At 59.9% G+C, this 20105-nt stretch carries 15 protein-coding genes; 10 read left to right on the forward strand and 5 right to left on the reverse strand.

Annotation, left to right across the window (positions count from 1 at the left end; genetic code table 11):
* Positions 1-14: 14 nt before the first annotated feature.
* Both ABIB60_RS09800 and ABIB60_RS09805 read right to left on the reverse strand, forming a co-directional pair.
* Entirely contained in the window at positions 15-1061 is a 1047-nt protein-coding gene (locus ABIB60_RS09800; RefSeq protein WP_354579517.1) for a glycosyltransferase family 9 protein, read from the reverse strand.
* Positions 1062-1166: 105 nt separating this feature from the next.
* Positions 1167-2921 carry a DNA polymerase/3'-5' exonuclease PolX gene (locus tag ABIB60_RS09805; RefSeq protein ID WP_354579518.1) on the reverse strand — a complete coding sequence of 585 codons (1755 nt, stop codon included), beginning with the start codon at positions 2919-2921 and terminating at the stop codon, positions 1167-1169.
* 238 nt (positions 2922-3159) lie between these two features.
* Between ABIB60_RS09805 and ABIB60_RS09810 the strand changes: the two genes are divergently transcribed.
* The 4 genes from ABIB60_RS09810 to ABIB60_RS09825 all read left to right on the forward strand — a co-directional run bounded on the left by ABIB60_RS09810 (position 3160) and on the right by ABIB60_RS09825 (position 6318).
* Positions 3160-3555, forward strand: a complete 396-nt coding sequence (locus tag ABIB60_RS09810; protein WP_354579520.1) for a hypothetical protein — start codon at positions 3160-3162, stop codon at positions 3553-3555.
* Between the two features lie 72 nt (positions 3556-3627).
* A complete protein-coding gene (locus ABIB60_RS09815; protein WP_354579521.1) occupies positions 3628-4011 on the forward strand; it encodes a hypothetical protein in 384 nt (127 codons plus the stop codon).
* Positions 4012-4086: 75 nt separating this feature from the next.
* A complete protein-coding gene (locus ABIB60_RS09820) occupies positions 4087-4494 on the forward strand; it encodes an EVE domain-containing protein (RefSeq protein WP_354579522.1) in 408 nt (135 codons plus the stop codon).
* 249 nt (positions 4495-4743) lie between these two features.
* Positions 4744-6318, forward strand: coding sequence for a hypothetical protein (locus tag ABIB60_RS09825; protein ID WP_354579524.1), 1575 nt, complete (start codon positions 4744-4746; stop codon positions 6316-6318).
* 145 nt (positions 6319-6463) lie between these two features.
* Here ABIB60_RS09825 and ABIB60_RS09830 read toward each other — a convergent pair whose 3' ends face one another.
* The 3 genes from ABIB60_RS09830 to ABIB60_RS09840 all read right to left on the reverse strand — a co-directional run bounded on the left by ABIB60_RS09830 (position 6464) and on the right by ABIB60_RS09840 (position 10205).
* Positions 6464-7012, reverse strand: coding sequence for a DUF4252 domain-containing protein (locus ABIB60_RS09830; RefSeq protein WP_354579526.1), 549 nt, complete (start codon positions 7010-7012; stop codon positions 6464-6466).
* A 106-nt stretch (positions 7013-7118) separates the two neighbouring features.
* Positions 7119-8585 (reverse strand): OmpA family protein, encoded by a 1467-nt coding sequence (locus ABIB60_RS09835; protein ID WP_354579528.1) that lies wholly within the window; start codon positions 8583-8585, stop codon positions 7119-7121.
* 330 nt (positions 8586-8915) lie between these two features.
* Positions 8916-10205 carry an aminopeptidase P N-terminal domain-containing protein gene (locus tag ABIB60_RS09840; protein WP_354579529.1) on the reverse strand — a complete coding sequence of 430 codons (1290 nt, stop codon included), beginning with the start codon at positions 10203-10205 and terminating at the stop codon, positions 8916-8918.
* A 205-nt stretch (positions 10206-10410) separates the two neighbouring features.
* Here ABIB60_RS09840 and ABIB60_RS09845 point away from each other — a divergent pair, with 205 nt between their 5' ends.
* The 6 genes from ABIB60_RS09845 (at position 10411) to ABIB60_RS09870 (ending at position 20093) form a co-directional block, all read left to right on the forward strand.
* Positions 10411-11439: a glycosyltransferase family 9 protein gene (locus ABIB60_RS09845; RefSeq protein ID WP_354579531.1), complete on the forward strand. Its 1029-nt coding sequence runs from the start codon at positions 10411-10413 to the stop codon at positions 11437-11439.
* 268 nt (positions 11440-11707) lie between these two features.
* Complete coding sequence (locus tag ABIB60_RS09850; RefSeq protein ID WP_354579533.1) at positions 11708-12940, forward strand: M16 family metallopeptidase; 1233 nt, start codon at positions 11708-11710, stop codon at positions 12938-12940.
* 7 nt (positions 12941-12947) lie between these two features.
* Positions 12948-13826 (forward strand): YDG/SRA domain-containing protein, encoded by an 879-nt coding sequence (locus tag ABIB60_RS09855; RefSeq protein WP_354579534.1) that lies wholly within the window; start codon positions 12948-12950, stop codon positions 13824-13826.
* Complete coding sequence (locus ABIB60_RS09860) at positions 13823-14470, forward strand: O-methyltransferase (protein WP_502915118.1); 648 nt, start codon at positions 13823-13825, stop codon at positions 14468-14470. The genes ABIB60_RS09855 and ABIB60_RS09860 overlap by 4 nt, the downstream gene beginning before the upstream one ends.
* Positions 14471-14595: 125 nt before the next feature.
* Positions 14596-17568 carry a TonB-dependent receptor gene (locus ABIB60_RS09865; protein ID WP_354579537.1) on the forward strand — a complete coding sequence of 991 codons (2973 nt, stop codon included), beginning with the start codon at positions 14596-14598 and terminating at the stop codon, positions 17566-17568.
* Between the two features lie 302 nt (positions 17569-17870).
* Positions 17871-20093 carry a LysM peptidoglycan-binding domain-containing protein gene (locus ABIB60_RS09870; RefSeq protein WP_354579539.1) on the forward strand — a complete coding sequence of 741 codons (2223 nt, stop codon included), beginning with the start codon at positions 17871-17873 and terminating at the stop codon, positions 20091-20093.
* Positions 20094-20105: the final 12 nt, after the last annotated feature.

Consider the following 20105-nt stretch of genomic DNA (forward strand, 5'->3'; position numbering starts at 1 on the left):
GCAGCTCCGGCCCGCTACCCCGCCGGGGGCAGGTCGAAGCGAATGTCGCGCATGCAGCGGAAGTGGCCTTTGGGGCACTGCTCGTAGCCGATTTTAGAGCAGGGGCGGCAATCCAGCCCTTTCACTTCCAGCACCCGAAACTCGGTGCGGTAGGGGTACATGCCAAACTCCGGTACCGTATTGCCCCACACGCTAACAATTTCCTTGCGGAACGCGGCGGCAATGTGCATCAGGCCGGTATCGTGGCTGACCACCAGGCGGGCCTGCTGCACCAGGGAAGCCGACTGGTTGAGGTTGAACTTGCCGCAGGCGTTGTAAATGATGGTGGCCGGCGCGACGGCAGTGGGGTCCGGGAAGTAGTAGAGGCTATCCGGAATGCGGCCGGGCGTGGGTGGGGAGGCGGCGGCACCCTGGTCGAAGGCCAGCTCCACTACGTGGCCGGTAGTCTCGTCGATGGGGCCGCCCAGCAGCAGCACCGGCCGCCGCAGCAACCCGCACAACTCAATAATCCGCTCCACGGGCAGGCGCTTGGTGGCATGCTGGGCCCCAATGGCAAAGGCTACGTAGCCCTGGTGGAAAGCCGGCGGCAACACGGCTTTGATGTCCACCTCATCTGGCGGCGGAATGAAATAGTCGAGCCCTTGCCCATCGTTGCGCACGCCCAGGGCGGCGGCGGCGGCCAGGTACCGCTCCACAATATGCACCCGAGGCAGAGTGTCCATTTTTAGGTTCACCAGCAGCCACTTGCGCCAGTTCAGCTTGTTGAAGCTCGCCGACTTTACGCCTAACTGCGCCTTAATAAGAGAGGTACGTAAGTTGTGGTGCAAATCCACCACAAAGTCGAAGTGCTCATTCCGCAAGCTAGCCACCAACTCCTGCAAGGAGCCTGTGAGGCAGTGTACCTTGTCCACGTAGGGGTTGGCCTCCAGAATGCCACGGAAGGCGGGTTTAGTAGCGTAGTGCACCACAGCCCCCGGCACTTGCTGCTTGAGGCCGCGCACCACGGGCGTAGTCAGCACAATATCCCCGATGGAGGAAAAGCGCAGAACGAGAATTTTCATAAGCATCAGTTGCCAGTTGTCAGGTGCTGGTTGCCAGTTGTTTGTTGCCTGGGTCACACTGGTAACCAGCACCTGACAACTGACAACCACCACCTGGCAACCAGACTATCCAAACAACGAATCCTTGAACTCTAACGGGGGCTTGATGGCCGCCTTGCGCCGGGCGAAATACTCCGCTACTTCCGCCGCCGATTTGGCATTGAACGTCATATCCTTGGTTAGGCCGCCTTTACGCCCCATTAGCACACCGTAGCGCATATCGGCGTAGCCGTTGGTATGGTGGGCATCAGGGTTGATACTGAGCTGCACACCTTTGTCCAGGGCGTAGTGTACCCAGCGCCAGTCCAGGTCGAGGCGCCAGGGGTTGGCGTTAATTTCGATGATGACGTTGTGCTGGGCGCAAGCGTCGATGACGGCTTTGTGGTTGAGCGGGTACCCCTCGCGGCGCAGCAGCAGGCGGCCGGTGGGGTGGCCCAGCATGGTGGTATACGGGTTTTCAATGGCGCGCAGTACCCGAGTGGTGGCCTTTTGCTCATCCATTTTGAGGTTGCTGTGCACCGAAGCCACGATAAAATCGAACGTTTCGAGCACGGCTGCTGGGTAATCCAGGGAGCCATCAGAGAGGATATCCGATTCAATGCCTTTGAAAATGCGGAACGGAGCTAGCTCCCGGTTCAGCTCGTCAATTTCCTGCTGCTGCTGGCGCACCCGCTCCGGTGGCAGACCGTTGGCGTAGTGCGCCGCCTGCGAATGGTCGCAGATACCCAGGTACTCGTAGCCCTGGCCTTGCAGAAAGGTGGCCATTTCGCGCAGGCTGTGGCTGCCGTCGGAGTAGGTGCTGTGGTTGTGCAGGGAGCCGCGCAGGTCCTGGTCTTCCAGCAGCCGGGGCAGCTTGCCGGCGCGGGCCAGCGCCAGCTCGCCCAGACCCTCGCGCAACTCGGGCTCTACGTACTGCAAGCCGGCCCGCTCGTACAGGGCCTGCTCCGAGCTGAACTGCTCCCGCTTCAGCCAATGGCGCAGTGTGTTGGGCTGACCGGGGCGGGCCTCGTCTGTCACCACCTCATTGAGGTGGGCAGCGGCGGCCGAATGCAACACTACTTCATTGGTATACTCCGCAGGCGACGTCAGCAGAACCTGCACTTTCACCCCCGATTCGGTGGCCGTGCCGCGCCAGGCCAGGGGGCCGCTGCGGTGCGGGTCGGGCGTGAGGCCATCCAGGCTCTTGAGCAGCTGATGCGCGGCGGCGGGCTGGGTGGTAGCGGCTACGAGCGTAATGGTTTCAATGGTTTCGAGGCGGCGGCGCACCTCCCCTACCACGGCGGCCTGCTCGATGCCCGCCGTGGCGGCCAGGCGGCTCTGCAGGTCTTCGGCCAGCGCTTCGGCCTGGGGGTAAAGCAACTTGCCACGGCTTTGGTCAGTGAATTCCAGGGCTTCCAGAATGGCTTGCTGGGTTTTTTGCCCGAAACCTTTCAGCTTGCTGACCTCGTTGTTCTGGGCCGCTGCACGCAGTTGCTCGGCACTTTCAATGCCTAACTCCTTCCACAGGCTACGGATTTTTTTGGGGCCGATGCCTTTTATCTTCAGCAGCTCCACCACGCCGGGCGGGGTGGCCGCCAGCAGGCGAGTTAGCTCCTCAAACGAGCCCGTATCGAGCAATTCGGCTACTTTAGCGGCGGCGGTTTTGCTCAGGCCTGTGCGGTCGGGCAGCCCGTGGCGTTCAATATCGGCCACGGGCACCGTTAGTTGCTCCAGGGCATTCACCGTGCCTTCGTAGGCCCGGATTTTAAACGGGTTTTCCTCGTGCAGCTCCAGTAGCTGGGCAGTGAGGCGGAAAGCTCGGATGAGGGCGCGGTTATCCATAGGGCGGCAAAGGTAGGATGGTTGGTGGTTGTTACTTGCTGGCGGTTGATTGTTTGTGGACGGCCGGTTTGGCGAAGTGCAGAAGCCAGCCTCGGCGGCATTCGGATGGCTTTGTTGTCATCCGCCTAGTCCAGCACCAGGGCCTACGGATAATCACCTATCAACAAACAACTACCAATCAATAAACTACCTTGCGCCCAGTCCCGTTTCACTGGCAACGGCTTACTTCCCCCTGCTTATGCGTTTATTTTCTCTGCTGGCCTCCCTGAGTATTGTGCTACTGGCCGCCACTTGCAAACCCGATTCCAAAGCAGCCAGTCAGCTTAAGCAGCTGGAGCGCACCTGGCTTCACGCCCACGAGGAAGATCAGGGCGACGTGCGCGTGTACCGACCCAATACCTACGCCTTCCCGCCTTCCCGGGGGCGCACTGGGTTTGCCTTCGAGCACAATGGCCTGTTTACGCAGTATGATATTGCCCCAACCGACGGTATTGAGGGGCGCAAAGGGCGCTGGGCCGCCGAAAATGACCATACCCTACGCATTACGCTCGACGATAAAAAGGACCCCGACTACCAGCTGGAAGTGGTATCGTTGGAGAACGACGTACTGAAAGTGCGCCGCGTGGAACAATAAGCCAAGTTGCAACCTTTCGGCAGGTACCAGGCCTCTCTTTGGGAGACTATTCATTGGTTTATGCCGACTCGTATGCGTTTTGCTACTGTATCCTTGCTGGGAGCCATGCTACTGGCTACCGCCTGTCAGAAAGAAGATAACCCGGTTTCTCCGGACGCTGTAATTGGGCCACGCTGGCACAACACGTTTCGGCCCGCCCAGCAAGGCTACTCCACGTACACGCCTACCAACCTAGCTGAAGCGGGCTGGCACTACGAGGTTATTCAGCTGCACCCCGACCATACGTTCGTGGAGTCAGGCCTTGGCCCCGCCGATGGACCAGTGGATTACCCCGGCACCTGGCAGCAGCTCAGCACCACCACCTACCGCATCCAGTTCCTTGATCCGCAACGGTCGGGCTACGTGCTGCGCGTGAAAGCCGTGGACGCCGACAAAATGGAGGCCCGCCGGGAGTAGAGCACAACCTGCGGAGGCCAGCTGGCAGCGCCGTGGTACTTTTGCGTCATTCTCTCACTCTGACTGACCGACTACGTGAACTACTGGCTTGTTAAATCCGAACCCGCCGCGTACTCCTGGGCTGATTTCGTGCGCGACGGGGGCACCGACTGGACCGGAGTGCGCAACTTTCAGGCCCGCAACTTTCTGCACCAGATGCAGCCCGGCGACCTGGTACTGTACTACCACAGCGTAACCGATAAGCAGGTAGTGGGCATTGCGCAAGTGGCCGCCCCGGCCGCCCCCGATGCCACCGCCGAAGCCGGTAGCGGCTGGGTAGCAGTACACTTGCAGCCCCAGCAGCCCTTTGCCCGGCCCGTTACCCTGGCCCAAATCAAGCAGGAGCCCCGCCTCAGCCAGATTGGCCTGCTGCGCCAGTCCCGCCTTTCCGTAATGGCTCTGCGGCCCGAGGAGTTTGACACCCTGGTGGAGCTGGGTAACTAGCCTACCGTACCTGCCCAGCAGCTTGCTGCCACGCTGGTACGCATAAGCTGGTTGCTGCAATACCATTTCCCTGCAACCAGCTGCACATGTGAATTGCCCTAACCCGGCCCACCCAAAAAAGATGGGTGGGCCGTGTGCATTTTACGCATTTCGGGCATCTAATTACCAGGCTGCGTGTTAGGTCATGCGCGAGTTTCGCAGTATCTTCCTAGAGTTCAGCGGCCTTCTGCCACTTTTCCACTTGCCTGTATGAAATACCTGTACCTGTTCTTCTGCTTTCTGGCCAGTAGCGTAGGGGGGTATGCGCAAAAATCACCCGCAACTAAGCCCCCCTTTGAGCCCCAGCAAACCTACCGCGCCGAGCTGGAGCTGGCCACCCATAACAGTGATGTGCAGGTGCAGCCCATTGCCGAAGACAGCAGCGTGGTGCTGCTGGTGGAGCGCGACCCGCGCATAGCCGGAAAGCCGGAGTTTTTCTTCCAGAAGTTCAACCACGCGCTGCAGCCCCAGAGCAAGGTAGATATACCCGTACCGCGCGGCTATGACTTCCAGCGCATCTGCGCCGAGGGCACTGATGTGTACGCCGTATTCAGTGGCCTCGACCCGGCCACGTTGTGGGTGGCGGCCTATGATACCCGCACCGGCGAACTGGGCACTGGCGAGTTCAAGACCAAGCGCGCCCGGGGAATTCAGGAGCTGAAGGCGCTGGATGGCAACTTATTTGTAACCGTGGAAGTGGACCAGCACCTAACCATTCTGCTGCTGGACTTGCACACGGCTCAGTTCCAGTTCCTGCCCTCGGTGTTTGAACCTCTGCCCGCCCGCTTCACCTTTCTGGCCGATTCGGTAACCAAGCGTGCCGAGCTGATTCTAAGTGAATCCAACGGGTTTAAGTCGCGGCTGCAGTTAAAGCAGCTGGACGAGGATGGGCGGCTGATTCGCTCGGAGTTTGTGCAGGCCGGCAGTGAGCGGGGCCTGCTGGATGCGCAACTCAGCCCCGGCGACAGTGCCGCGCGCCTGTTGGCCGGCACCTACACCCTCCGCGACTCGCGCTACTCCCAGGGCCTGTTTGCCTCCGACCTCACGGCCGGCGTAACCCCCACTGGCCAGCGTCGCTCCCTGCGCTTCTACGACTTTCTGAATTTCAAGCACTTCTTCGACTTTATGAAGCCTGCCCGCCTGGCCCGGATGCGGCAGCGCAGTGCCCGGCTTAAAGCCTCTGACCGGCAGTACCGCCACCGTTTTCAGCTGCTCATGCACGATATGCTGCCCACCCCAGAGGGTTTCGTGCTGGTATCAGAAGTGTATTATCCGCGCTATGCCAACTCCACCAACTGGACCTCCCCCTACAGCTATGGGCTGCTGCCTGGCTACAACGGTTTTGGCTACCCTTCGCGCTACAACAACTTTTACAATACGCGCCGCGGCTCCGAGGGCTTCCGCACCACGCACGCCCTCATCTGCGGCTTCGACCGCCAGGGCAACCTACTCTGGGACAATTCCTTCCTCCTCAAGGAAGTGGACCACTTTCAGTTGCAGGAAACTGTGCGCATCCGGCCCTTCCGGGATGGGCAGCGTATGGCTATGGCTTATTTGAAAGATGAGGACTTTCACTATAAGGTAGTAGACCGCGCTGCCGATACCCCTAACGACTGGGAGGTGAAGCTAAAAACGCCCAACCCCACCGACAAAATCAGCGAGACCACCCAGGAATACCTGATGGAATGGTATGGCAGTCGGTTTCTGGCTGTGGGCTACCAGCACGTGCGCCCCGAGAAAGGCCCCGGCCGTGACGTCTTTTTCCTGAATACGCTGGAGTTCTGAGGGAGAGCCGAGGAGCAGTTACACCTAATTATCCTAAGCACAGCGAAGGACCTTACTGCGTTAAACGAGTCGTTTGCACGATGGTCGTTTCAACGCGGTAAGGTCCTTCGCTGTGCTTAGAATGACCAGGGATATAAGTACTCCGCTACTCTCTGATAACGCTGGGCAGCACCTTCCCGAGTTCGGCTACCTGCTCTTTCGTGAAACTACCCGCCACCGACATCAGCACAAAGGAGTCGGTGGTTTCCTGCTTCCCTACGGCTACAAACTCCGTCACTTTGCCCCCCTGCTCCCGCACTGAGTACCGCATTTGGTTGGGCATATCGGAGTTGGTAGTGGTTAGAGGGGTATACCGCTCGTTGGCCAGCAGGCCATCGACCTCCCGGTTCAAGCCCTCAGTTACCAGGTCACGGGCCGAGTTGCTGGTGGGGGTGAAGGTGATGATGCGCGCCGCGCGGATGGAGGACAACGCCTGGGTGAGGTCGGTGCCGCCGCCCAGCTTGCCTAAGCGGCCCAGAATAAAGCGGGTACCAAGCCCTGCGTTCCAGTCGGTGGCTTTGAAGCCGGGGCGGTTTTCGTATTTGTTGAAGAACTCAGCTACGGTGCGGGCCGGATTGCCCGGGCCGCTGGCCCGGCAACCGGCCAGCAGCAATAGAACCACCGCAAGCAGCAAGGAGGAAGAACGAAGTTTCATGGGAGCAAAAAATAGGATGAACGGAGAGAGGAAAAGGGCACAGGCGGACAAAAAAAGCGGCGCACCAAGTGGTACGCCGCTTTTGTAGGTTGGTTACTCCGGCAGCTTAGGGCTGGGGAGCGTTAGGAATGAAGAATTCAAATTTGAACTCTACCCGACGGTTTTGCGACATGCCGGAGGCGGAAGTATTCGGCGCAGCAGGCTCCGACTCACCACGACCTTCCGTAACCACGCGGGCGGGGTCAACTTGCTTGCCGGTGAAGTAGCGCTTCACCGAGCCGGCACGGCGCTCCGACAGAGCCTGGTTGTACTCATCGGTACCACGGGAATCGGCGTGGCCAATTACGCGCAGGCTGTATTCGGGGTGGTCTTTCAGGGCTTTCACCATTTTATCGAGCGTGCCGTAGGAGGTGCGCTTGATAACGGTACTGTTGGTTTCGAAACGAACAGGTTGCTCCAGTTTGCGCACGCCTGGGTCAATTTCCATGGGGCAGCCGTTGGCATCTACCTTGGCACCACGCGGGGTATCGGGGCATTTGTCGGCCGAGTCTGGAATACCGTCACCGTCAGCGTCCACTACCAGCGGGCAACCGTTGGCATCTACCTGGGTACCACGGGGGGTATCGGGGCATTTATCGGCAGCATCCGCTACGCCGTCACCGTCGGCATCAGGGCAACCGCGCAGGGCGGGCAGGCCGGCCTGGTCGGGGCACTGGTCATCTTTGTCGGCTACACCGTCGTTGTCACGGTCGGGGCAACCCTGCATAGCAGCCGTACCAGCTTCCGTGGGACACTGATCCTGGTAATCTGGCACACCATCTTTGTCGCCGTCGAGGGGGCAACCGTTTTCGTCTACGGCCACGCCGCTGGGCGTGTCGGGGCATTTGTCTTTGCGGTCGGGCACACCGTCACCGTCGGTATCCTTGGCTTTGCCCAGGGCAATGTTCAGGCCCACGGTATGCTGCAGGAACCGGTCATCAAACTTGTTGTCATCCCGAACCGGGTCGCCGTCGATGTTGGCGTTCAGCGGCACGTGCTGGCCAGTTTGCACGAACAGAGTTACCGCCTCCCCCAAGTGGAAGTCGATACCAGCCGCCCCGAACAGGTCGAAGTGGTTTTTGTCGTTGGCAATGTTGGTGCTCGTGCCGTTGCGGTTGATGGTTCCCTCCCGGCTGGTGTAGGTAAGGCCCGGAGCCGCCAGCAGGTAGGGCCGCACGGGGGATTCATCCTTAAATAGCTTGAATTTCAGGCCCAGATTTACGTTTACCACGTTGGTGGCAAAGTTGCTACCGAAATACGGCGCGCCGGCCGGAGCATCTTTCTTGAACTCCACGTAGTTGCCGCTCAGCTGCACATCAAGCCCCTGGGAAATGTAGCGGCTAAAGGTGATGCCGGGAGCGTATTTGTTCTCACCGAACTTCCAGTAGTCAGAGCCGAAATTGCCCTTGTACTGCATGGCGCTTACGTTGAGGCCAATGGCCGTCTTCCGGTCGGCCGTCTGGGCCTGAGCCCGCGGAGCTGCCGCCAGAAGCGTCAGACCCAGGGCCGTTGAGGTTGCTAAAAGGTGTCTCATGAGGGCGAAATTAGGTGGAAGAAATGGCTTAGCTGGAAGCAAAACGCCTGTAGTCGGCCATGCTCCGGACTACCCGCCTATACCTACCCTTAGGTAATAAAGTTGTCCTGCGCCTAAACAGGCACATTTTTTACCTCAACGGCATTGGCTACAATTGTTACATATTCAATAAGTTATATACTTACTTACAGCTATCAACGGGCCATTATCGGCTACACGGCTCTTGGCCAGCTGTGCCAGAAAATTTTGCCGGAAAAAAATTAAAAAAGCCCCGCACTCCTGCTTAGGAGCGCGGGGCTTTTTGCGTAGCGCAGGTAATGCGGCGCCAGCTTACCGCCGCATTAGCCGCTCAATGTCGGCGGCCTCCAGCGGAATATTCTTCATCAGGTCGTCGTTACCGGTTTGGGTGATGAGAATATCGTTTTCGAGGCGGATACCCAGCCCTTCTTCCCGGATGTAAATACCGGGCTCCACGGTGTACACCATGCCCGGCTCGAAGGTGCGGTACTTGAAGCCCACATCGTGCACATCCAGGCCCAGGTAGTGGCTGGTACCGTGCATGAAGTACTTTTTATAGAGCGGAGCGGCCGGATTTTGGTTGCGCACGTCCTGCTCACTGAGCAAATCCAGCTTAATGAGTTGCTGCTCCATGTGCTGGCCCACGGCAGCGTGATACTCCTCAATGCTGCCACCGGGCACCAGGCGGGCCGTGGCAAACTTCATCACGCTGAGCACCGCCTCGTACACCTCGCGCTGGCGCTTGGTAAACGTGCCGTTCACGGGAATTGACCGGGACAGGTCGGCGGCGTAGTTGGCGTACTCGGCCCCGAAATCCATTAGCAGCACGTCGCCGTCCTTGCACTCCCGGTCATTGCTGACGTAGTGCAGGATGCAGGCGTTTTCGCCCGAGGCAATGATGCTGCCGTAGGCCGGGCCGCGGGAGGCGTTGCGCAGAAACTCGTGGAAAATTTCGGCCTCGATTTCGTACTCCATCACGCCCGGTTGCACAAAGCCCAGCAGGCGGCGGAAGGCTTTGTCGGTGATGTCGGCGGCGCGCTGCATCAGCCGGATTTCCTCGGGGCTCTTGATGGCGCGCAGCTGGTGCATGAGGCGGGCTACCCGGCGGTACTGGTGCAAGGGGTAGGCCTCCTTAATCCACTTGATGAAGCGGGCGTCGCGGGTTTCTACCTCTACCACGGCCCGAATGTGCTCATTGGAGTTGAGGTACACGTTTTCGGCCTCGTTCATGAGGGCCGGCAGCACACTCTTAAAGGAATCCAGCCACATAATGGTGGGCACGCCCGACTGCTCCCGGGCCTGGTCTTTGGTGAGCTTGTAGCCTTCCCACACCAGAATATGCTCACTGGTTTCCTTCAGGAACAGGATTTCCCGGTACTGGGGCAGCACGGCATCCGGGAAAATAACCAGAATGCTTTCCTCCTGATCTACGCCGGAGAGGTAAAACAGGTCATTGTTCTGGCGGAAGGCCATGGTGCCGTCGGCGTTGGTCGGCATTACATCATTGGAGTGGAAAATAGCCAATGAGGCGGGCGGCAGCTGCTCGCGGAAGCGGCGGCGGTTCTCAGTAAACAGGTCGGGCGAAATAGAGCCGTAGCGCATGGGCGGGAAACGGATGAAGTGACACAAACGGAAACCAAAGGTAGCCGCCGAAGCGGCCGGGCCAAGTTAGGCAGAAGCAGGCGGCTTCCGGGTACCGGCGCTGGCTTGCTGCATAGCACAGGCGGCTGCTACTCTTACCGAGCAATAAGACGAAAAGGTGGTGAACCTGCGCTGAACTGGTATCTTTGTGGCCTGATATTGTATTATGCCCGAACCCGCTGCCCCACCCGCCATCCTGTTGATTCAGACTGCCTTCATTGGCGACGTGATTCTGGCCACGGCGCTGCTGGAGTATCTGCACCAAACGGAGCCCGCCACCCCGGTTGATTTTCTGGTACGCAAGGGCAACGAAGGCCTGGTGCAACACCACCCCCATGTGCGCCAAGTGCTTATCTGGGATAAGAGGACCAACAAGTACGGCGGCCTCTGGCAACTGCTCAAGCAAATCCGGCAGACGAAGTACGGGCGGGTGGTTACCCTGCAGCGGTTTGCCAGCACCGGGTTGCTAACTGCCTTTTCGGGGGCCCCGGAACGCATTGGCTTTGAGAAAAACCCGCTGGCATTTCGGTTTACGCGGGCCATTCCGCACGTGGTAGCAGCCGGCGTGCATGAGGTGTCGCGCAATCTGCATCTGCTCAGCCCCGCCTACGAAGGCCCGGTGGTGCCGCCCCGCCTCTACCCTACCCCCACTGATGAAGCCGCTGCGGCCTCCTACGCTGCTGCGGGGCCTTACATCTGCCTTGCGCCTACCTCAGTGTGGTTTACCAAGCAGTTTCCGGAGGAGCAATGGCTGAAGCTGCTGGCCGCGTTGCCCCCGCAGTACACCGTGTACCTGCTGGGTGGCCCCCCCGACACGGCCGCCTGCCAGCAGCTGTTAGAGCGCACCCAGCGGCCGGGCGTCGTCAACCTATCGGGCAAGTTGTCGTTGCTGGCTTCGGCGGCCCTCATGCGCGGGGCGGTGCTCAACTACGTGAACGATTCGGCCCCCATGCACCTCTGCTCGGCCGTGGGTGCGCCCGTATGCGCGGTGTATTGCTCCACGGTACCGTTTTTTGGGTTTGGACCGCTAAGTCCGTTCTCGCGCGTGGTGGAGCTGGAGGAGGAATTGGAATGCCGCCCCTGCGGCCTGCACGGCTACCGCAAGTGCCCGCTGGGCCATTTCCACTGCGCCCACGGTATTCGTACCCAGCAGCTGCTGGCGGTGCTAGCCGAGGCGGAAGCGGTGAAATTGTGAAGTGGTGAGTTTGTGAAGTCAGGGCGTCATCCTGAGCGAAGCTAAGAATCCTACATAGGCTAGAACATTGCTGAACGACCCATCTGTACGCAAAAAGGCATTTCACTCCCTTCAAAATGACGCCCTGATTTCACGAACTCACCACTTCACAATTTCACCGCCCCTACCTTTGCAACTACATGCCGGGTGACATGGTTATACAGGGCCGGGGCAGTGCTTGGCACCTCCACCAGGTCCCTACGCCCCCAAGTTCCTAAGTCCCCATAAAATGTCCGATTACGACCTGTACGAGTTGCCCAACGGCATCCGGGTTTTGCATAAACAAGTGTTGCACACCAAAATTGCGCACTGCGGCTTCCTGCTGGATATTGGCTCCCGCGACGAGAAACCCCATCAGCTGGGGCTGGCGCACTTCTGGGAGCACATGGCTTTCAAGGGCACCGAGAAGCGCAAGAGCTTCCACATTCTCAACCGCCTCGAAACCGTGGGCGGAGAGCTGAACGCCTACACCACCAAGGAGAAAATCTGCTTTTACGCCTCCCTGCTCAGCACCCATTTTGAGCGGGCGTTTGAATTGCTGACGGACCTGACGTTTAACTCCACTTTCCCCGAGAAGGAAATTGAGAAGGAGCGCGGGGTGATTCTGGAGGAAATGGCCATGTACCACGATGCCCCCGAGGACGCCATCATCGACGACTTCGACGACGTGGTATTTGCTCGGCACTCCCTGGGCCACAATATTCTGGGTACCCGCGAAAGTGTATCTGGCTTTCAGCAAGCCGATTTTTATACCTTCCTGCAGGAAAACGTGCGTACCGACCGGCTGGTGTTCAGTTCGGTGAGTAATCTGCCTTTCAAGGAAGTGAAGCGCCTGGCCGATAAGTTTCTGGCCCCGCTGCCGGCCAAGCTGGGCGCCCGGCCCCGCCGGTCGTTCAGCGGCTACCAGCGCCTGGAGCGCCTGGAGCGCAAGCCCATTACTCAGGCCCACTGCCTGATTGGGGGGCCGGCCTACGCGCTGCACGATGAACGGCGGATTCCGTTTTTCCTGCTGAGCAATCTGCTGGGCGGCCCCGGTATGAACTCCCGCCTCAACCTGGCTGTGCGCGAGAAGTACGGCCTGGTATATACCATTGATGCTACCTACTCGCCCTACACCGACACGGGCCTGTTCGGCATCTACTTCGGCACGGAGAAAAAACAGGTGAACCGTACCATCTCGCTGGTGCAAAAGGAGCTGAAGAAGCTGCGCGAACAGGCCTTAGGTACCTCCCAGCTGCACACCTCCAAGGAGCAGCTAATGGGCCAGCTAGCCATGGCTGAGGAAAGCAACGGCGGCCTGATGCAGCTACTGGCCAAAAGCACCCTCGACATTGGCCGGGTAGAAAGCATCAACGAAATCTTCGACCAGGTGCGCCGCATCACCGCCCCCCAACTGCTGGAACTGGCCAACGACATCCTGACGGACGAGAACCTAAGCGTGTTGCAGTACGTGCCGGAGTAACCTTGCCATGCCTCGTCCGAATCCAGTATATCTAGGAGCAGTGCCTGCTATCAGGCCGGGCCATGAGTTCTTAAACCGCCACGAGGTGCAGGAGGCCGGAATTCACCGTGACCGGATGAAAGGCATTTCCTCCATTGCCGGCTTTCCGGCCGAAGCCATTGTGCTTTCCGGCGGCTACGAGGATGACTGGGATGCTGGCGGCACCATTTTATACACGGGCGAAGGCGGCAACTCGCAAGGCACGCAGGTGGCGGATCAGACGCTAACGGGTGGTAATCTGGCGTTGCACCGCAGCTTCGAGCAGCAAACTCCCGTTCGGGTAATACGCCAGATTCGTCCGGCCAAAGCGCGCTCATCTTGGTATTATGAATATGCTGGGCTTTACAGCGTTGCCAGTTGCTCATACGAGCGGGGTCGCTCCGCCTTTATGATCTGGCGGTTCTTACTGGAGCAGCTACCGGAAAATTCGCTGCCTGAACGTGCAGCCTCCCAAGTGCAGGAACCGGCCGCTGTATATCGGCCAGCGCCGCGCATTACCACCAGCGTAAACCGCCTGGTCCGTGACACTAGCCTGATGCTGCGGGTAAAGCGGTTGTACGATTTCCACTGTCAGGTTTGCCTGGAACGACTAGCAAACCCAGTTCGGCCGTATGCCGAAGCGGCCCATCTTCAGCCACTCGGTGCCCCACATCATGGTCCTGATACCCTTGACAATCTACTTTGTCTGTGTCCTAATCATCATGTGCTCCTGGATATGGGTACTTGGAGCCTAGATGACCATTTCAATCTGCAGGGTTTGCCGGGTGCTTTGCAGGTTCACCCAGATCATCGCCTCAAAGTAGAATGGGCGCGCTACCATCGGCGTCATATTTACCAAGCTTCCTGATGTACTCCCCCGACGACGCCCAACGCTACGCCGACCGCCACACCACGCCCGAAAGCCCGCTGTTGGCCCGCCTCAACCGCGAAACGCACGTGCAGCTGCTCCACGCCCGCATGCTGAGCGGCCATGCTCAAGGCAGGTTGCTGAGTATGCTGAGCCACATGGTCCGGCCGCGGCGGGTACTGGAGCTGGGCACCTTCACGGGCTACTCGGCGCTGTGTTTGGCAGAAGGGCTAACGCAGGATGGGTTGCTGCACACCGTGGAGCAGAATCCCGAGCTGGAAACCCGCATCCGGCGCTACGTGCGGGAGGCGGGCGAGGAAAACCGGATTCAGCTGCACATTGGTAATGCCCGGGAACTTGTGCCTGCACTGGCCGAAACCTGGGACTTGGTGTTCATCGACGCCGACAAAATCAACAACGACACCTACTATGAGCTGGTGCTGCCGCAGGTGCGACCCGGCGGATTTCTGCTGATTGATAATGTGCTGTGGGGAGGCAAGGCGTTGGATGAGTACCCGGTAAAACCATCGGACAAGGACACGTTTGCGGTGCGGGCCTTCAATGATAAGGTGCAGGCCGATGAGCGGGTAGAAAACGTGTTTCTGCCCCTGCGCGACGGATTACTGTTGGTGCGCAAGCGGTAAAAGCGGCGGGTTGAGGGGATGATAGTGCGGGGTTGGTCGGTTTTTTCTCGCAGGAAAGGCCCCGCAAGCTAAACGCCGACGTAGGTTTTGCGTCTATTGCCACTGTAGTATATCCTCTCCGACCAATGCTCAGACCTTTCCTCCTGATTTTGCTTTTGCTCACGGCCTGTATGGGCGTGGCGCAGGCCCAAACCACCACGGTAAGCGGCCGGGTGCTGGATGCCAAAGACCAGTCGCCGCTGATTGGGGCCAACGTGCTGCTCACCCAGATACCCGACTCTACCAAGCGGGGCGCGGCCGTGGAGGCCGATGGCTCTTTCTCGGTAGCGGGCGTACCCACAGGCCGTTACGTGTTGTCGGTTTCGTTTCTGGGGTATCAGAACCTGCGGCGCACCGTGGAGGTAAATGGCGCGCCGCTCAACTTAGGCAGCCTCACGCTGCAGGCCGGGGGCGGCATTGCCCTGAAGGGTGTGGAAGTGGTGGGCAAAGCCGCGGCCGCCGTCCAGAAGGGCGACACGGCCCAGTTCAACGCCGGCTCCTACAAAACCAATCCCGATGCCAACGCCCAGGACCTCATCACCAAAATGCCCGGCGTAACCGTGGACCCCGGTACCGGCAAGGTGCAGGCCCAGGGCGAGCAGGTGCAGCGGGTGCTGGTAGATGGCAAGGAGTTTTTCGGTAACGACCCGGATGCCGTGCTCAAGAACATTCCGGCCGAGGTAATTGACAAGATTCAGGTGTACGACCGGGCCTCCGACCAGAGCCAGTTTACGGGCTTCGACGACGGCAATCAGCAGAAAACCATCAACATTGTGACCAAGCCCAGCTTCCGCAACGGCAAGTTTGGGCGGGTATTGGCCGGCTACGGCCCCCAGGACGACCGATACCGCCTAAGCGGCAACCTTAATGTGTTTAAAGGCAAGCAACGGTTTTCCGTTGTGGCCCAGAGCAACAACGTGAACGAGCAGAACTTCGGCACCGAGGATTTGCTGGGCGTGGTGGGCTCCTCGCGCCAGGGTGGCGGGGGCGGCCAGGGCCAGCGGGGGCAGGGCGGTGGCCGCGTGGGCGGCGGAGGGGGCAATTTCGGGGGTGGCGGGGGCAATAACTCCGGCGACTTTCTGGTGAGCCAGCAGGGCGGTATTAGCAAAACTCACGCCCTGGGCCTGAACTACTCCGATGTGTGGGGCACCAAAACCGAGGTGCAGGGCAGCTACTTCGTGAACCTGAGCGACAACACCAGCCGCACCAACCTGCTGCGTCGCTACGTGGCCCCTACCGGCCAAACCCAGGATTTGCGCTACAATGAACTCTCGCTGAACACCAGCCGCAACATCAATAACCGCTTCAACTTCCGACTGGAGCACAAGTTTGATTCCCTGAACTCCTTACTGTGGCGGCCCAGCCTCTCGGTGCAGCGCAACACGGGCAATAGCCTGCTCAACGGCAACACCTTTCAGGTAAACACCGACGCCACCAACACCGACCAGGGCGCCAACAACAGCTCCTTCCGCTCGGCCCTCACGGGCATTACGGCCGCCAACCAGCTGCTGTACCGCCACCGGTTTCAGCGCCGGGGCCGCACCTTCTCGCTGGGCGTTAACACCACCTACAACGACAAGAACGGCGACAATAACCTGCTCTCGAGCACCACGTTTTTCCGCGGCGGCCAGCCCCAGACCACGCTGCTGAATCAGTTTTCGGAGCTGGAGCAAACCGGCTGGGCCTGGACGGGCAACGTGAACTACACTGAGCCTATTGGGCTGAAAAGCATTCTGCAGCTGGCCTACTCCGTCAACTACACGCCCAACGACTCCGATAAGCGCACCTATAACTTCTCGCCCGGTGAGCAGCAGTACTCTATTCTGAACGACACGCTCAGCAGCGTATTTCAGAGCCGGTACCTGACCAACTCCGGGGAAGTGACGTACCGCTACCAGACCAAGGATTTCCAGTGGGCAGTGGGGGCGGCCGTGCAAAATGCTCAGCTCCGCAGTGACCAGGAGTTTCCGCGGCCCGGCAGCACCCGCCGCAGCTTTCTGAACGTGCTGCCCAACGCCCAGGTGCGCTACAACTTCTCGCGCCAGCAGAACCTGCGCCTGAACTACCGCTCCAATACCAACCCGCCCAGCATCAGCCAGCTGCAGGAAGTGGTGAATAACGCCAACCCGCTGCAGCTGACCACCGGCAACCCCAACCTGCGCCAGGAAACCCGCCACAACCTGTTTCTGCGCTACTCCTCGGCCGTTCCCGAAAAGTCGACCTCGTTTTTTGCCCTGCTGGGCGGCTCCTACGTGAACCGCTACATCACCAACAACACCATTTACGCCGGCACCGCCCCCATCACCATCGACAACATCACCATTCCGGCCGGTGGCCAGCTCACCCGCCCCGTCAACCTGGACCAGCAATACTCCCTGCGTTCCTTCGTGAACTACAGCCTGCCGCTGGCCTTTATCAAGTCAAATCTGAACATCAACGCCAACGGCACCTACTCCCAGACGCCGGGTTTGGTGTTCGGGGAGTTGAACTACAGCCGCACGCCCACGGCCGGCCTAGGTGTGGCCCTGAGCAGCAATATCAGCCCCCAGCTGGATTTCACATTGAGCAGCAACTCCAGCCAGAGCTACGTGCGCAACACCTTGCGCCAGCAGCTTAACAGCCGGTATTTCCGCCAGAACACGGCCCTGCGTTTCAGCTGGATCATTACCCAGGGCATCACCGTGCAGTCGGATGTAAACCACCAGCTGTACTCGGGCCTATCGGCGGGCTTCAATCAGAATTTCGTGCTCTGGAACGCCTCAGTGGGCAAAAAAATCGGACCGAAGCAGCAGGCGGAAATAAAGCTGTACGCCTTCGACTTGCTGGGCCAGAACAACAGCATCCAGCGCAACATTACGGCCGCCTACACCGAGGACGTGCAAACCAACATTCTGCAGCGCTACTTCATGCTGATGTTCACCTACAACATCCGCAGCTACGCGGGCAGCAACGGCCGCGGGGAGGCCCTGCCCGGCCAGGATGCGCCCACGGAGCGCCGCCGGGGTCCGGGCGGCTTCGGCCAGCCGGGTGGTGGCCTACCTCCCGGGGGCGGGATGTAAGCTGTCGGCATTTGTCCTTGAGAATCCCTGTCATGCTGAGCGGAGCGAAGGACCTTATCACGCTTGAACAAACTGTTCAAGCGTGATAAGGTCCTTCGCTCCGCTCAGCATGACTATTTTTTAATGTCCGGCCTTATGGACTCACCTCCGGCAGCTACACTATCCTGATTCCGGTATTCTGTTGGATTTGCCGCAGACACGCCTGACCGCAGGCTTTTTTTGCGCTATTTTGTAGGCTAACGGGGCCGGCATCAGCGCACAAACGCCGACCAGCGGCTCCGAGTGGTTGCATTTCCCCGCTTATGAAACGACTTGTACTACTGGTGTTGCTGTGGCTGCCGCTGTTGGTGGCTGCCCAAACCGTGCCAGTACCGGCCCAGCTTAACCTGGCCGATTTGCGCCTGCGCCTCACGCCCGGCGGCCGGGCGGCCCTGCAGCAGAAGGTAGATGCCCTGCGTCGCCACCCAGCCTCCTTCCAGGCCCGCGTGGCCCTGGCCGATGCGTATTTCCCCATCATCGACCGGGTATTTCAGCAGGAAGGCTTGCCCCTGGATTTTCACTTCCTGGCCCTCCAGGAAAGCGGCCTGCAGGGCGACGCCCAGAGTATTCATGATGCCGTGGGCTACTGGCAATTCAAGCGGGAGTCGGCCGCCGACTACGGGCTGCTGATGAACGAAGCCATTGATGAGCGGAAGCACATTACGGCCTCGTCCAAGGCCGCCGCGCAATACTTGCTGCGCAACAACAAAACGTTCCGCAACTGGGCCAATGCGCTGCTCAGCTACAACCTGGGCCTAACGGGCACCAAACCCTACACCCTGCCCACCGATGCCGGGGCCACCGAAATGGAAATTTCGGAGCAGACGCACCCGTATATTCTGACCCTACTGGCTCACAAAATTGCGTTTGAGCCGGCCATTGGCCTGAATACCAAGCCGCCGCTGCTGTTTCAGGAGTTTCCGGCCCCGGCTGGGCAGCCCCTGAGCGTAATGGCCCAGGCCATGCAGCTAAACCCTGCCGACTTGGCCAAATACAACCGCTGGCTGCTGGCTCCCACCGTGCCCACCGACCGGGTGTACACGATGCTGGTGCCCATCACCGACCCGCTGCAGCTCACCGCCTTGGCCGCCCAGCAAAAAAACGCCACCGCCGGTCAGCTCCTCAACAACCCAACCCCCGACCCCGAAAGCGCTGACTTTGTGCGCGTGAACGGGCTCCGGGCGGTGGTTGCGCTGCCCGGCGATACGAAAGAAGGTCTGGCTAAGCGGGCCGGCGTGAAGCTGCGCAAGTTTATGCAGTTCAACGACCTGTTTCCTTTTGACAACATCGTGGCCGGCCAGCCCTATTTTGTGCAGAAGAAGCGCGACAAAGCCGAAACGGAGTACCATGTGGCTCAAGCCGGCGAGAGTGTGGTAGCCATTTCGCAGAAGTATGGCATCCGGGCCAAGGCTATTTGGAGCAAGAACCGCATGGCCCGCAACGAGGAACTACGGCCTGGCCGCGTATTGTGGCTGCAGCATACCCGCCCCAAAAACGTGCCCGTGGAGTATGCCAACGGCAGCAACGCAGTAGCCCTGGCGGCCTTCGAAAAACCCAGCACCAGCCCCGCGCCCGCCTCACCGGCCCCGCAACCGGCCAAACAGCCCGAAAAGAAAAAGAAGGCGGAGGATGCTGAACCCTACATGGGTAGCACAGCCACCGCAAACCGGACGTTGGAAGATGCCGTGGAGGAGGATAACTCCACGGTGGTAGTGCAGCCCGACAGCGCCACCGATGAGCACACTGAAAACCTGAACGAGCTGCCACCCGCCCCAACCCGGCCCGCAACAGCTGCGCCTACGCCCGTTGCGGCCCCGGCGGCACCTCTGCCTAAGAAACCTTTGCCAACTTCGGCCCCGGTGGCCGACGAGCCAACCGATGCTGAGCCCGTAACTGAGCCCGTCTCGCGGCCGGCCCCGGTTACTGCAGTTCCCCGCCCGGTTGCTCCCTCCCCTGCAGTACCAGCTCCTGCCACGCCCGTTCCGGCTAAACCCGCTCCGGCAGTAGTCGCTCCCCCGCGCCCCGCCTCACCCAGCACGCCACAACCGACTGTTCCGGTAGCCCCCGTTACCGCCGTGGAGCCTGTGCCAGCTAACGGGCTGCACACGGTACAGCCCAAGGAAAACCTCTACTCCGTGGCCCGGCGCTATGGCCTGCGCCCGGCCGATATTGTGCTCTGGAACAACCTGCCGCAGCAGCCAGCCCTACGCATTGGGCAGGTACTGCGCGTTTCGGCCCCCAGCGTGGAGGCTGCGCCGGTTGCTACTCCCCTACCCGCAAAGCCCACTCCAACTGCCGCCAAACCAACCCCGGCGGCACCTGCCCCAACTCCGGCAACAGTGCGGCACACGGTGCAAACCGGCGAAACCATGTACAGCGTTTCGCGCAAGTACGGCGTCACCATCAAGCAGATTATGGAGTGGAATAACAAGCCGGATTTCTCGGTGAAGCCCGGCGAGGTGCTGCTTGTCAAGCCTGCTAACTAGTTTTTTACGTAT

This window comes from Hymenobacter sp. UYP22, from assembly GCF_040547285.1.
GTDB lineage: Bacteria > Bacteroidota > Bacteroidia > Cytophagales > Hymenobacteraceae > Hymenobacter.